Below are 13,293 nucleotides of genomic sequence, written 5' to 3'. Positions count from 1 at the left end.
TTTTACAAAAATGAACCTTCAAGAAATCGATATTACTACCCCTGAACATGTTCAGTTGCGGTTTAAAATTGCCGGCATTGGTAGCCGGGCGACGGCCCAGGTCATCGATTGGTTTATCCTCGGTTTAATAAATTTTACCATATTTTTTATTGCAATAAAGCTACAAGATAGTTTTATTGGCGATATTACCTATTTTTCTGAGTATATGTGGGCCATTATTATCGTTGTCTTTTTTGTATTAACATGGGGCTATTTTGCGTTTCTCGAGTTTTTTAACGCAGGGCGGACGATTGGCAAGTGGTTGATGGGTATTCGGGTGATTCAGGATAATGGTCAGTCGATTACGTTCCTGTCAGCATTTTTGCGGAATGTCCTGCGGATTGTTGATTTTTTACCAGGGATGTATTTGCTTGGCATGATCATGATTTTCGTTCATCCAAAACATAAACGAATCGGCGACCTGGTGGGCGGCACGATTGTGATTTATGAACGTAAGCGCAAGAAATCGAAAATGAAAAAGGATTTAGAGAGCGTTGATGCGACACGGATTACCATTGATGACTGGGCAAGGACAAAAATCACCACGCGTGAGTGGGAGCTACTGAAAACGTACATTTCGCGGCGCCAGACATTAGGTGAACTCGACCGGGAACAAACAACGATGAAGGTCGCGGGCATTCTCTTTCCGATAATCGGTCATGACTATGGTGGGAAACCAGCCACAGAAGTTGAGCTAGATCTAATGGCCATGTACATGATCATAAGGAAAGACTGGGAATTTTAATAATTATATTAAAAACAGGGCAACCACATCTGGTCGCCCTGTTTCTATTATTTTAGTTTCGAAACAATAAGGAGATCGCCTTTTGCTCATGGAATCTAGCTTTTTCACCGAGCTTTTCACGTAGATCGCTGTGAAGGCAATCATTCCAGAGAATAGTATGGTAGCGAAAGTTAATAAAGTGCCAATAATACTTCATTTTTGTGGTAACTTTAGTCATATTTACCCCTCCAATTTAGACTTTTCATAAACCGTCGGGTCCGTATTCGGAAGCTGGCTGGCGTAGCAAAATGCAAATACCTTAGCCCCTTTAGCTTTGCGTCATCACTTTTCAATGATTTTGCCTTTCTCGTACGATTTATGTATATACACTGTGAATTATATGAAAACATTACCAATAATAAAATCGTACTTTCTACCCAAATTAAGGGAAAATTGACGAAAAATGACGAAATCCTTAACACGAAGAAAGCCCATCAACCCTTTAGCCCCTTAAAGCATGTATCCTTTAGCGCTTTAAAGAACTAGGGGACTGTCCCCACATGCTTTAAAGCGCTAAAGATTTTTTGTTTTGGGGGCTGGTTGTTTTTTGGGTCTTTTTGCATATATTTTTGTTGATGTTCATTTTCAAACGGGGGAAGGGGAGTAGCATGAGAAAGCTACGTATTTTTTTTGTGTTTTTGCTGATTTTTCAGTGTTTTAGCTTAGTGGGGACGGCAGCACCTGCGTCGGTTTCGTGGGGGGCAACGAAACAGGCCAGCTATGATGTTTCGGTGCCAGGCACCACGCTGATTTGGACGGATCCGCTCAGTCAAGGTGGGATGAATTTGACGACGGGGAAGATGACGCGTGGACGCGATGCGGATATTGTTTTTTCGTCGAATGGTAGTGACATCGGGGCACATGGAATTTATGACTTAGGGACGGTTGACTTTAATCGTGTAGAGGAAATCGAGGATAGCGGCTATGAACAGTTAATTAAAGCGGTCCCGGGCCATGTCTATGTGATAAAACGTGCCGACGGGTCGGTAGCCAAGCTAAAGATTATCCGTAATCTGAACTCAGTGATTACCATTCAATATGCACTGGGCGAAGCGGAGCAAGAGCTTCCAGATGGGGAACAGGTCACTTACAATATGGCGGTTCCCGGGGTAATCCTCATTAATAACGACCCGACAAGTCAAGGTGGCTTAAATTTTACAACCGGAAAGATGACGAAGACGAAGGCGGAAACGGATATCGCTGTTTACAAAGATGACATCGGTTCGCGTGGGATTATTGACCTCGGTGTCATTGATATGAATGAGGTTGATGCGTTGTCCATACCGGATTCCGGATTTGCCAAGTTTGCTAAGCTCAAGACTGGTCACGTCTATATCACGCTCACCCATGATGGTGGGTTTGTAAAGTTTTATGTGGCCGGTGTGTATGCCACCACGGTTGAATTGGTTTATCAGTTTATCGATGAGGATGTGCCGGGTGGTGGAAATGGTGATAATCCTGACCCAGACTTCGTTGTCCTTGAATCGATTGAATTACTTGGCCCCGAGTCAATCGGGATGAAACCTGTGACTTTAAAGGTCATTGGAATTTCCGAAGATGGAGAGGAATACGAAATTCCGAATGATGAGGTCAAGTGGAAAACAAGTGATAAAACGGTAGGCACCATTACGGCGAAAGGAGTCTTTCAAATCACTGGGAAGGCTGGAGAGGTTACGATCACAGCGACCTACGAAGGATTGAAAAGTGAGCTCACCTATGAAATTGTTGCATTAACTTCGATTAAATTTAAGCAAACGTTAAAATATAGCCCAACTCCCGTAACATTGACGGTTCAGTCCGTTTATAGTGACAAAAACACCGGAACGGTCAATGCAAGCAATGTGAGTTGGAAATCAAGCAACACAAAGGTCGCGACGGTCAGTTCGAAAGGTATCGTGACGTTTACCGGAAATTCCGGAAAGGTGACAATTACGGCCACCTACCAGGGTAAAACGGCAAGCGCCACGGTGACAGTTGGAAATGTAGTGAAATCTTTGACGACCACAACGAAGCTTGCCTATAGTAAAAAACCAGTCACAATCGCCCTGACGGCGATTTATTCCGATGGTAAAAAAGTAAAACTCACAAAAGGCGTCGTTTGGAAATCAAGCGATACAAAAGTGGCAAAGGTGAGTTCCACAGGAGTCGTTACTTTCACAGGGCAAAATGGGACTGTGACCATCACGGCAACGTATCAAGGAAAAACGCTTAACCTCAAAACAACTGTATCCTTGAAGGAAAATCAGCAAAAGGCGTATGAGGAGTTTTACGGTAAATGGAAACTGTGGATTCCGGGTTCTGTCAGTATGGTAGACGGAAAATTTGCTCCAGGGGCAAGTAATGGGACGTTAACCATTAACAAAGATGGAACCTATCAACTTAATAATAAAAAGGGGAAATGGCGTGCTGCCAAATCGACTGAGGTGTTTGACAATCCAGTTGCGATTATTCTGACTGGAGCCGGAGGCGACTACGACATTGCCGTTACCCCACACAGCAGCAAAAAAGGCTACATCAAACTCCTAACCGACAGCAAAGGGACCTACACAGACGGCTCAAAAATCTGGATCTTCTGGTCCGAAGGCAGCAAATAAAAAAGATGGTGGGTAGCTCTAACAGCACTAGCTGCAAAAGTACCCACCCTTTAGCGCTTTAAAGCATGTGGTGACTGTCCCCGCATGCTTTAAAGCACTAAAGCGTTCACTTGGTCTCCCATCCGTTCTTTAAGATAATACCATTTCGTAGTAAGGTTCTTCTTGCTGGGTGTCGTCAAACCATTTTAGGCCGCAGTTTAGGAAACCTATTTTTTCGAGAATTTTTAAGGATCCGGCGTTGTTAGGGTCAGCGGATGCGTAGATCATCTTTACGTCACTGTTCCCTTTGGCGAGCTGTACACAGGCAGCAGCTGCTTCAGTTGCATACCCTTTCCCCCATGAATCCTTGGCGAAATGATAGATAAGTTCGATAGAATCTAGTGAATCCCGCACATTAAATCCTGCAGCTCCAATCACAGTTCCTGTTTCCTTCTCCTCAACGGCATAGACAGACAAGCCTTTAACGTGATGGCAGCGGTTATAGGATTCTAACACTTTTGGCAGGAAATCCTCGGCCATCGCACCGTTGCAATGGGCCATAACCTCTTCGTTGCCCCAAAAACTCATGGCATCAGCCACATCATTAGCCTCAAATAACCTTAACACTAAGCGACTTGTTTCAGTAATACTCTTCATTTCATACACCCCAAATACTAATATGATAATAGAGTAATTCGCCTATTTACCAAAAAAATCCTCCAAACCCCATTTGAAAATGCATTAGTACTTTAACGCTTTAAAATAATGGGGGACTGTCCCCACATGCTTTAAAGTGTTAAAGTGTTTTACCATTATTTGTGTGTCGTGTTAGTATAGTGGTATTGATGATTTGAGAGGAAAGGGACGGTGGTATGGTGATTTTTCGCAAGGTTAGTAAGTTTGTGAATGAGACGGTTGGGGAGGCGGCAAAGGCTGGGGTTCATGCTGCTAGTAAGCTAGTGGCCACGAAAAATGAGAAACTAGGAGAGTATCTCGATGACGTGGGTACGACGGTTGTTGAAGCGTCAAAAGCCACGCTCGATACAGTAGGGCAGTTTACCGATGGAGCCGTTCGTGGTGGTATAGGGTTAATTAAGAAGGACCACTACCATTTGCAACGTGGTTGGCATGACATGAAAGACAGCACTGGCCGGACGGTAAAGGGAATGGGTTCAGGTATCCTTTATACCGCTAAGAGTGCGGGCATAACGGTTCGAGCACTACGGGACAATGACCGCGAGCAACTCATCCATGGGTTGAAGAATCTTGGTAAGGTCGCTGCTGTGACCACCTTTGCAATCGGAATTGTCGATATTATAGATGGCGCGGATATTGCAGAAGCGGAAGGGATTAAGACTCGGAATGATCATTTAGCCGGGTTTGAACATGCGGAAACGGGAGTTCCATTTGAGTCGAAACTTATCGAGCTACCGAATGGAGAAGTGGTTGAAGGCGCCTTCCCGGTGTTCCAATCAGAATTCAGCGTCGTACTTGCAGAGGAAGTCTATTTAGAGTCTGATAACACTCATTTTAAAATGGCCAACGAAACGCTCTATCAATCTATTGAACAGGATTCTAATCTCGCTAGGGAACTAGGGTTATCCCCGACTGACGTCGAGGCGCTTGCTCATAATCAAACTCCTGACGGCTACGTTTGGCATCACAGTGAGCAGCCGGGGGTTCTTCAGCTTGTAGAAGAGGAAGTTCATGAGAAAACTGGTCATACTGGCGGACGGGAGCTTTGGGGTGGTGGTGGTGAGAATCGCTAGGTACTTTTTTGGGGAACGGTCACGAATAAGATTTATTCGTGACCGAGTATAAGGTCCAACAACCCAAAAACATTCTTCTACTTCACCTTTTCTACCAATCCAGCTAATTGTTCCTTCACGTTCTGATTGCAAAGTCCCCCATGATAACAAATCACGTTATCGATATCGAGGTCCGTCAATTTTTCAAGAGACCTGGTTGCTAACTCCAAATCCAAGGTCGTTTGCGGAATTGGCCCCATTAAGGTCCCTTCCTTGGCAACCATTGCATCTCCAGCAATTAACGTTTTGCTTTCCCGTAAATAAAGACTGATATGCCCAGGAGTATGCCCAGGTGTAAAAATAACCTGTATCCCACCGCAAAATGGCAGCACTTCACCATCCTCCAGCGTGTAGTCCACCTTCGATTTCGGTGGATTTGAATATAAATATTGCATTTGTGGCGGTAGAGCATCCCAATGTTCCTTACTCATTTTTGCGGGATCTGTTTTAAGGAGATGGAACTCGCCTTCAATATACGGTTTATCCAACTTATGACCGTACAGGGTAATTCCGTTTTGAGAAAGATGAAGAATTTCAGGAAGTGAACCTATGTGGTCTATATCTTGATGTGTAAGAATCACTGCTTTTAATCGGTTAAAAGGGACACCGGCATCTTCCGTCGCCAAGTGAATTTTTTCCCCTTGGCCAGGCATCCCCGTATCGACCAAGATGGCCATTTCCTCATCCCAAATCAAAGTTGGATTCAAAACAAACCCTTGAATATTTAACTCTAGAATCGCCACACCATTACTGATAACCTTCATAAAATCCCCTCCTGTTATTAAATGGAAAACTAACAAAAAAAAGAGTAACACACGTTGGTTTTTGTGTAAACACCAAAATATTTTATTATAACACAAATAAAAATATTTGTCAATAACAATTCTGGAGGAATCTAAAAAAACGTGTACCCCCAAACACTTTAGCGCTTTAAAGGATGTGGGGACTGTCCCCACATCCTTTAAAGTGCTAAAGTGTTTGAGTGTTGTAAAAAATATTTATTCATTAATGGGGTAAGGTGACATATTTTTGACATATGTTTTTGGTAGTTTTAGGTTGTTGATGTTGGTAATTTTCAGTAGTGAGGGGGTGAATGAATGAGGAAGTTTTTTACGGTTTCCGTTTTGGTGGGGAGTTTGTTGTTTGGTGGTGTTTCGGCAGCTGGTGCACAGGAGCTCGGTAATGCTCAAACGAAACAGGTTCAACAAACTCATCAGAAATTAATGGGCATTAAGGCGGAAATCGCCAAAATCAAAGAGCGAGTTCAAGCGGTTGTGGCAGAGGTGAAGCCATTACAAGCGGCGAACAAAGATCTTCTTGCGCAATTAAAGGTGGCAAAAGAAAAGAAGGACAAAGCAGCTGCAACGGCTATAAAAGAAAAAATGGCCACGAACCAAACGGCCATTAAGACGAAAGTGGCGTCCATTCAACCTGACACCGAACGTCTTAAACAGTTGAAAGCAGAACTAAAAAGTCTGCATTCACAAATCAAGCCGATTCAAGAACAAATAAAGGCTTTGCAAACAAAGGCGAAGCAGCTCCAGCAGGAATTGCAAGCCAAAAAGCAGCAGGCAAAAACAAGCAAGCAACAAGGTGACCTAGCTGCCGCAAAGAAATACATGGAAGAAGCTAAAACAATCGCAGAGGAAATAACCAAGCTTAAGGCTGAAATTTCAGCACACAAGAATTTGATCAACCAACTACTATCTTAATGATATATTAGGCTACCAACCTAAAAAGCCGTAGACCATTCCCCAAATGGCTATGGTTTTTGTTTTTTGTGGGCGGAAATCCAAGTATAATAGAACCAAGATTAGCCTTTTCGAGGTGTACATAGATGACCAAAACCATTATGTTTGTTGACGATGATTATAATATTAGTAAAGTAACCGGTATCTATTTGAAGAAGGCCGGCTATCAGGTTCAGTTTGCCTATGATGGGGAGGAAGCGCTAGACGTATTCCAAACCCGACCGCCTGATGCCATCATCTTAGACCTAATGTTGCCGAAGCTCGATGGCATGGCAGTATGTGAAAAAATAAGAAGGACGTCACAAGTGCCGATTATTATGCTAACAGCTAAGGGACAAACAGCGGATAAAATTGAAGGGCTCAAAATCGGGGCGGATGACTATGTCGTCAAACCGTTCGATCCCAATGAACTGTTAGCCCGCTTGGAAGCAGTTTTACGACGGGTGATGCCAGCCCAGCATGCAACACAAGCCACGGCCATGTCCAAGGCAAATACCCATCACCAAACCAACCAACTCCTAACCGTAAATGAAATCATTTTAGGAAATCTAGCAATCAATGAAGATACCTATACCGTCGCCATCAATGGCCAACCGATTAAGTTTCCGAAAAAGGAGTTCGAGCTGTTGCTGTTTCTCGCCAAGCATCCAAACCGCGTGTTTGGCCGTGATGACCTAATCGAGCGGATTTGGGGCTGGGATTTTGAGGGTGAGGACCGTGTCATTGATTTATATATTAAAAGGATTCGCGCCAAGCTAAAAGATGCATCTGTGGTCATCAAAACGGTATGGGGTGTCGGGTACCAGCTGCTAGAGGAACACTCCTCATGATGAATTCGATTTTTAAAAAAATGCTCGCGCTGGCTATCACGATTAGTTTAGGCAGCCTCTTGTGCAGCTCGCTCATCATCGGCTTTCTTCTTGAAAAACAAATCTACCACCGCACCCAGGAGACACTAATGACAAAGGCAAGTGAACTGCATCAAGAGGTCGAGCGCTTTCTGGATGGTGAACTTGCTAAGGATGAGCTGAAGAGAATGATCATTTCTCTGCAGGAGCGGGACCATATACAGATTAGTATCGTGACTAAAGGTCGTGAGCCGCTATTTTTAACCGGAAATACCAAGATTCAGAAGTGGACAGAAAGGGTTCTCAACGAGAAAACGAAATTCAAGGGAATGACGTTCCACAAAAACGAGGAGCTACAAATGTTCATTGTTGCGGTGCCACTTTTACTAAAGAGTGAAAATAGAGGGGCGATATTCCTCTATACTTCAGTAAAGGAAGCAGAAGGATTGGTGGGCGATATTAATCGTAATATCGCGCTTTCCGTCGTGCTTCTGCTCGTACCAATCGTGATAATATCGTTTTATCTGTCTAAAAAATTTACCCGGCCGATTCTTTCGATGAACGAGACGGTTGCCAGTATTTCGCGTGGAAATTTCGAGGAGAAGGTCGTGCATAGCGGAAAGGATGAGCTCGGGGCGCTGGGGGCTGCTATCAATTCAATGGCCGATCGCCTGGCCGTGGTGGAGCAAAGTCGCCGTCGATTTATTGGCGAAATCTCTCATGAATTGCGGACGCCAATGACCACGATTCGCTCGACATTGCAAGGGGTCTCCGACCGGATTTTTGATGAGGAGCAGCAGGACGAGCTTATCGAAATATCCATTAAAGAGATTGGTAGAATCAGCCAATTGATTGATGATTTAACAGACCTTTCCGCACTTGAGGAAAAGGTGGTTATTTTACATAAACAGGAAACTTCAATTGATGATTTGTTGGAGGACTGCCTGCTTCAGCTTAGTCTACAGGCGAAAGCAAAAGGAATATTTTTTGTAAAAAATTTCTTGATGGCCACTTGGGCGGAGGTGGATCGCGACCGGATGAAACAGGTGCTGATTAATTTGCTGGATAATGCGATTAAATATGCTCCTGCTGATTCGGTGGTGAAGGTTGATATGGAGCAATTGCAAGGGTTTGCTGTGGTAAAGGTGGAAAACGAGGCGCCAAACTTTCCTTCTGAAAGTCTGAGCTATTTGTTTGACCGCTTCTATAAAACAGACGTAAGCCGTAGTCAAAAAGGGAATGGGCTGGGTCTGTCGATTGCAAAGGAAATCGTTGAGCTCCATGAGGGGGAGCTTAACGCTCAGCTTGATGAGGATGAAGGGAAAATTCGTTTTACCGTAAAACTTCCTGAGAAGGTGAGGTTCTAGAGAATGGCGAAGCTGTTTTGGAGTTTTACGCTGGCGATGGTACTGCTTGTCGGGTGTTTAGGGGAAAAAGAGGCGGTCAGGGTTGTTGGGGATCTGGTGCCAGAGGATAATACAATCTTCCATCCGGAAGGGGTGCCAGACATGAACGAGATGCCCGTCTTGCCAAATCTTTCTTTGGAAAGTGTAGATCCGCCTCCAGGAAAGAAGGAGGAAAAACATGAGGTGGTGACGGAGAGTTCGATGCCAACCGAAAGCAAAGCGCACCGTGAGGAAGAATTAAAAAAGACCGAAGAAGAAGTCAACAAACTGGAAAAGGAGATTGAAGTGGGAGGGAAGATGGAAGAGGACATCATCAGCCTCGAAGAACTAGAGGAAAGCGTCAGCGATACAGTTGACGAAATCGACCAAATCGAACAAAACCTCTTAGAACTCGACATCCTCATCGAAGAACTAAATGAACTAACCAAACTCGACCAGCAACTCCAACAGCTAGAAAACCTCCTAAACCAATCGAACACAACAAAATAAAACCAACCTACTTTAGCGCTTTAAAGGGTGTGGGGACTGTCCCCACACCCTTTAAAGTGCTAAAGTGTTTTTTTTGTCTCAACCACTACTCTTCAGAAATTATGTTAAACAACTGTTTAACATATTGACTTGTTAAATTATCGTGTGATAAATTTAGATTAATAAAATTGAGATGGTAAAGGTTGGATGAAAGTGACGTATTCTGTTGAGTTTGATGATTCCCCGGTGTATGAGCTTACGTTTAGTTTTTTGATGTTTAAGCGGCCGTTTGGGCTGAAGTTTTTGAAGGCGTTGGATATTGGGGTCAAATGGAATGAGGAAATGGATTCGTTAATGGGAGAAACGTTTTCCCAAAAGGTAAAAGCGGCGGGAGATCTCCCTTTCCTCAATCTGCTGGAACTCATGATTTATGAAAGTCCGCAAAAGAAGGATGTCACAGCATTTCTAAATTGGCTAGACCAGCTCTCAGTTGGGACAATTTACGAAATTTTGGCACCGTATCTAACGAATTCGACTAATCTGCCGATGCAATTGGATGAGGAAAGAAAGCAGTGTGTTGAATTCCTTCGTGAGTGGAATGAAAAATATTACTCGACTCTCCCTTTTCAGAGACAAATCAAGGAAGTCGCAACAACGCAAAACGATCAACTACTCCAAAACACCCTATACGACAGCGAGGCGATTTTGCGGAAACTGACAGAAGGCATCGTAATTGAACCGCAAGAAGGTCTGGAAAAAGTTGTATTAACACCAACAATCCACTATAGACCGCTGTCAGTCGTCTATGTCAATCGGAAGATTCATGTTGTTCGATATCCATTTTTCGATGGGCTAAACCAAGAACAGCTGGAGATTACGCGTATTACCAATATCGGCAGAGCACTATCAGATCAAAACCGCCTGGAAATGTTACGACTATTTTCCACGCAAAAGCTGAATTTGACAGAAATTGCGCAGCGGTTACAAACAACAAAAGCCAATGTTCATCATCATCTAGTATTTCTTCGAATGGCCGGACTGCTGAAAATTCATGTGGTGGGTGAGGGAAAGTCCCTCTACTACAGTTTAAACACCGATTTTTCCGAAGCATTAAAGAAAAAACTGGACACATTTATAAGGGGATGAACAAATCTAATGTCAATCACGCACTATGCATTTAGACGTATTCTGCATGCCATTCCGCTGTTATTCATTATTTTAACGTTAACCTTTGTGCTAATGAGCTTTGCACCAGGCGACCCGATTTGGGGAATCATCGACCCGTTTTCAAAAGCAGCGGGGGATACGGAAACGATTGATCGTCTCAAAAGCCGCCTCGGTACCGACCAGCCGATTTATGTGCAGTATGTCAAATTCATTAGTAATGTTCTTCAAGGAAATTTAGGAGATTCGTTTGTGTTTCAACGGCCAGTAATGGAAAAAATTCTCGAACGCTTCCCGAATACGTTGCTACTTGTTGGCGTGTCTCTAATTTTATCAACATTTTTAGCAATCGCTGTCGGTGTGATTTCGGCACTTCGGAAGAATACTTGGGTTGACACGTTGTTTACGTTCATTTCCTTCATTAGCATTTCTGTACCCGGATTTTTTATGGCCATTATTGTGGTGTTATTTTTCTCATTAAAATTGGGCTGGTTCCCGGTAGGCGGGATGCGGGCTGATTTAGAGCATTTCAATCTGGTTGACCGACTGCGCCATATGGTACTACCCGTCGGCGTCCTTGTGTTTCTCATGTTTTCCTCGAAATCACGTTTTATGCGTACCAGTATGCTTGAGCAGATGAAAAGTGATTATATTAAAACGGCTCGTTCGAAAGGGGTATCAGAGCGCAAGGTCATTTGGAAACATGCCCTCCGCAACGCTTTACTTCCGGTGGTGATCATTCTTACAATGCAGCTGCCAGGTCTTGTTGGAGGTGCAGCGTTTATCGAAATGGTTTTCGGTTGGCCAGGACTGGGGGGCTTAGGTTTAAAAGCGATTTTTGATCGGGATTATCCAATGATTATGGGGATTACGCTCGTTTTCGCGATCGCGATCATATTGAGTAATTTGTTGGCAGATATTATGCATGGAATACTCGATCCGCGAGTCCGAAGTGAAATTAAATAAATATTAAAATGATTGTCATCCTGGCAATCATTTTTTTTGATTTCTCTTAATCTTTAAGTATAACAAATGGTTCATTTGCACATACTTGTAAAAAAAGGTAGAGGAATGATACAGATGCAAGTTCTATTTTTATTACCGGTCATTGCCATTGTTGTCACCATTGAGGCTATTAAACAGCTAACTAATAAAGATTCTAGTCTATAAAAATATGACCAACTCCCCAAAAAGCATCCAAAACTAAACAAATGCTTTAACGCTTTAAAGGATGTGGGGACTGTCCCCACATCCTTTAAAGCGTTAAAGAGGCCAGGTCCGTTGCTGACCTGACCTCTTTTTTGTTAGTGGCTCATCACTGTGCTGCCATCATCAAGTCCATCTTTTGTCACTTTTAGAATACCAACGGCGCCTTTTGTTGCGTGGTTGAATTGATGGGTGACGATTGGGTAGCTGCCTTCTTTTGTGACAGTGAACTCAACTACTGCACCACCGCTCGCTGGTAGCATCACTGTTTGCATGCCTTTCATGTGGTTGTAAGGATTTCCGTCCATATAGACATCATCGAATAATGTTCCTACAACGTGGAAGCTACTAACTTCATTCGGTCCAACGTTCAACACATACAATCTTACCTTGTCGCCAACCTTAGCAAGTAGCGGGTGGTCAACTAGAGCGCCTACAATACCGTTTGTGTTATGGTCGCCTTCTTTAAGCGCCTTTGTTGAAAAAACAACTTGGTTTGGAGTGCCATCTGTGAAATCTTGCATATTATTGTAATCGTACCATTCGTTTTGAATCACGACATATTCACGGTCGATTTTGCCATCATTTGGGTAACCATCCTTCGGTTTCACGATAATCATCCCGTGCATCCCGTTTGCGATATGGGCTAGAACCGGTTTCGTACCGCAGTGATACATGAACACCCCTGGATTATTGGCCGGATATTTAAATGTTCCGGTTTCATCTGGCATGACGTCGATGAAATCCTTAGAAGGTGAAGCGTGTACCGCATGGAAGTCCATACTATGCGGAATCGCCGGGTCCATATTCTTTAAGGTAAAATTGATCATGTCGCCTTCATTTACTACAATCACCGGTCCAGGTGCCTCACCGTTAAAGGTCCAAGCTTTATAGGGGTTGCCTTTAGTAATTTCTATATCAGTAATCTGTGCTGTCATCTCAACGTTTACTTCATGTTCATTAATTCGTTCCATTTTGAGTGGAATGGGTGCTTGGTTCACGTTTTCATGAGGCCCGAATACTTGGGGTGCTGGTGCTACTTTGTTGGCTGAAGCTACTTTCACCTCAGATACATTAGCATTCCCACAAGCACTTAACACCATCGCAGAAGTCACCATTAGCACCGCTATCTTCGAAAACTTTCTCATTGAAAACCCCTCCAATTAATCTCATTTTGGAATTTTTTTGTATTAATCGATTACACCTTCATTTTACCTGTTTCCTAATTAGTTCTTGTGATTCAAGT

13 protein-coding genes and 1 riboswitch are annotated in these 13,293 nt (G+C 43.5%); of the genes, 9 read left to right on the top strand and 4 right to left on the bottom strand.

Translation table 11 applies throughout. The features are described 5' to 3' along the window. Window positions 1-10: 10 nt before the first annotated feature. Window positions 11-784, top strand: coding sequence for an RDD family protein (locus ACX9YW_RS11700; RefSeq protein ID WP_460346507.1), 774 nt, complete (start codon window positions 11-13; stop codon window positions 782-784). 52 nt (window positions 785-836) lie between these two features. Here the strand turns inward: ACX9YW_RS11700 and ACX9YW_RS11695 are convergent, their stop codons facing one another. Next, window positions 837-1,001, bottom strand: coding sequence for a hypothetical protein (locus ACX9YW_RS11695; RefSeq protein ID WP_460346505.1), 165 nt, complete (start codon window positions 999-1,001; stop codon window positions 837-839). 45 nt (window positions 1,002-1,046) lie between these two features. Then, a riboswitch (cyclic di-GMP riboswitch) is annotated at window positions 1,047-1,136 on the bottom strand. Between the two features lie 295 nt (window positions 1,137-1,431). Here ACX9YW_RS11695 and ACX9YW_RS11690 point away from each other — a divergent pair. After that, window positions 1,432-3,417 carry an Ig-like domain-containing protein gene (locus ACX9YW_RS11690; protein WP_460346503.1) on the top strand — a complete coding sequence of 662 codons (1,986 nt, stop codon included), beginning with the start codon at window positions 1,432-1,434 and terminating at the stop codon, window positions 3,415-3,417. A gap of 129 nt (window positions 3,418-3,546) precedes the next feature. Here the strand turns inward: ACX9YW_RS11690 and ACX9YW_RS11685 are convergent, their stop codons facing one another. Next, window positions 3,547-4,053 (bottom strand): GNAT family N-acetyltransferase, encoded by a 507-nt coding sequence (locus ACX9YW_RS11685; RefSeq protein WP_460346501.1) that lies wholly within the window; start codon window positions 4,051-4,053, stop codon window positions 3,547-3,549. Window positions 4,054-4,268: 215 nt separating this feature from the next. Here ACX9YW_RS11685 and ACX9YW_RS11680 point away from each other — a divergent pair, with 215 nt between their 5' ends. Continuing rightward, window positions 4,269-5,165: an HNH endonuclease gene (locus ACX9YW_RS11680; RefSeq protein WP_460346499.1), complete on the top strand. Its 897-nt coding sequence runs from the start codon at window positions 4,269-4,271 to the stop codon at window positions 5,163-5,165. 77 nt (window positions 5,166-5,242) lie between these two features. On the opposite strand, the gene ACX9YW_RS11675 is transcribed toward ACX9YW_RS11680, so the two are convergent. Then, entirely contained in the window at window positions 5,243-5,968 is a 726-nt protein-coding gene (locus ACX9YW_RS11675) for an MBL fold metallo-hydrolase (RefSeq protein ID WP_460346497.1), read from the bottom strand. A 333-nt stretch (window positions 5,969-6,301) separates the two neighbouring features. On the opposite strand from ACX9YW_RS11675, the gene ACX9YW_RS11670 reads away from it, so the two are divergent. From ACX9YW_RS11670 to ACX9YW_RS11645, 6 genes are all read left to right on the top strand, one after another. Continuing rightward, on the top strand, window positions 6,302-6,916 hold the full coding sequence (locus ACX9YW_RS11670; RefSeq protein WP_460346495.1) for a hypothetical protein: 615 nt from the start codon (window positions 6,302-6,304) through the stop codon (window positions 6,914-6,916). Window positions 6,917-7,041: 125 nt separating this feature from the next. Next, window positions 7,042-7,785 carry a response regulator transcription factor gene (locus ACX9YW_RS11665; RefSeq protein ID WP_460346493.1) on the top strand — a complete coding sequence of 248 codons (744 nt, stop codon included), beginning with the start codon at window positions 7,042-7,044 and terminating at the stop codon, window positions 7,783-7,785. Between the two features lie 128 nt (window positions 7,786-7,913). After that, on the top strand, window positions 7,914-9,170 hold the full coding sequence (locus ACX9YW_RS11660; protein WP_460346491.1) for a sensor histidine kinase: 1,257 nt from the start codon (window positions 7,914-7,916) through the stop codon (window positions 9,168-9,170). 3 nt (window positions 9,171-9,173) lie between these two features. Beyond that, window positions 9,174-9,698 (top strand): hypothetical protein, encoded by a 525-nt coding sequence (locus tag ACX9YW_RS11655; RefSeq protein ID WP_460346489.1) that lies wholly within the window; start codon window positions 9,174-9,176, stop codon window positions 9,696-9,698. Between the two features lie 186 nt (window positions 9,699-9,884). Further along, window positions 9,885-10,823 (top strand): ArsR/SmtB family transcription factor, encoded by a 939-nt coding sequence (locus tag ACX9YW_RS11650; protein WP_460346487.1) that lies wholly within the window; start codon window positions 9,885-9,887, stop codon window positions 10,821-10,823. A 9-nt stretch (window positions 10,824-10,832) separates the two neighbouring features. Then, window positions 10,833-11,807 (top strand): ABC transporter permease, encoded by a 975-nt coding sequence (locus tag ACX9YW_RS11645; protein ID WP_460346485.1) that lies wholly within the window; start codon window positions 10,833-10,835, stop codon window positions 11,805-11,807. 338 nt (window positions 11,808-12,145) lie between these two features. On the opposite strand, the gene ACX9YW_RS11640 is transcribed toward ACX9YW_RS11645, so the two are convergent. Next, window positions 12,146-13,195 carry a multicopper oxidase domain-containing protein gene (locus ACX9YW_RS11640; RefSeq protein WP_460346483.1) on the bottom strand — a complete coding sequence of 350 codons (1,050 nt, stop codon included), beginning with the start codon at window positions 13,193-13,195 and terminating at the stop codon, window positions 12,146-12,148. Window positions 13,196-13,293 lie beyond the last annotated feature (98 nt).

Source organism: Pseudoneobacillus rhizolycopersici (genome assembly GCF_054786815.1).
This window is presented reverse-complemented; position numbering and strand designations above follow the sequence as displayed.

Coding starts and splice junctions, on each gene's coding strand:
- ACX9YW_RS11700 (WP_460346507.1), top strand. CDS start 11: ATGAACCTTCAAGAAATCGATATTACTACCCCTGAACATGTTCAGTTG.
- ACX9YW_RS11695 (WP_460346505.1), bottom strand. CDS start 1,001: ATGACTAAAGTTACCACAAAAATGAAGTATTATTGGCACTTTATTAAC.
- ACX9YW_RS11690 (WP_460346503.1), top strand. CDS start 1,432: ATGAGAAAGCTACGTATTTTTTTTGTGTTTTTGCTGATTTTTCAGTGT.
- ACX9YW_RS11685 (WP_460346501.1), bottom strand. CDS start 4,053: ATGAAGAGTATTACTGAAACAAGTCGCTTAGTGTTAAGGTTATTTGAG.
- ACX9YW_RS11680 (WP_460346499.1), top strand. CDS start 4,269: ATGGTGATTTTTCGCAAGGTTAGTAAGTTTGTGAATGAGACGGTTGGG.
- ACX9YW_RS11675 (WP_460346497.1), bottom strand. CDS start 5,968: ATGAAGGTTATCAGTAATGGTGTGGCGATTCTAGAGTTAAATATTCAA.
- ACX9YW_RS11670 (WP_460346495.1), top strand. CDS start 6,302: ATGAGGAAGTTTTTTACGGTTTCCGTTTTGGTGGGGAGTTTGTTGTTT.
- ACX9YW_RS11665 (WP_460346493.1), top strand. CDS start 7,042: ATGACCAAAACCATTATGTTTGTTGACGATGATTATAATATTAGTAAA.
- ACX9YW_RS11660 (WP_460346491.1), top strand. CDS start 7,914: ATGACAAAGGCAAGTGAACTGCATCAAGAGGTCGAGCGCTTTCTGGAT.
- ACX9YW_RS11655 (WP_460346489.1), top strand. CDS start 9,174: ATGGCGAAGCTGTTTTGGAGTTTTACGCTGGCGATGGTACTGCTTGTC.
- ACX9YW_RS11650 (WP_460346487.1), top strand. CDS start 9,885: ATGAAAGTGACGTATTCTGTTGAGTTTGATGATTCCCCGGTGTATGAG.
- ACX9YW_RS11645 (WP_460346485.1), top strand. CDS start 10,833: ATGTCAATCACGCACTATGCATTTAGACGTATTCTGCATGCCATTCCG.
- ACX9YW_RS11640 (WP_460346483.1), bottom strand. CDS start 13,195: ATGAGAAAGTTTTCGAAGATAGCGGTGCTAATGGTGACTTCTGCGATG.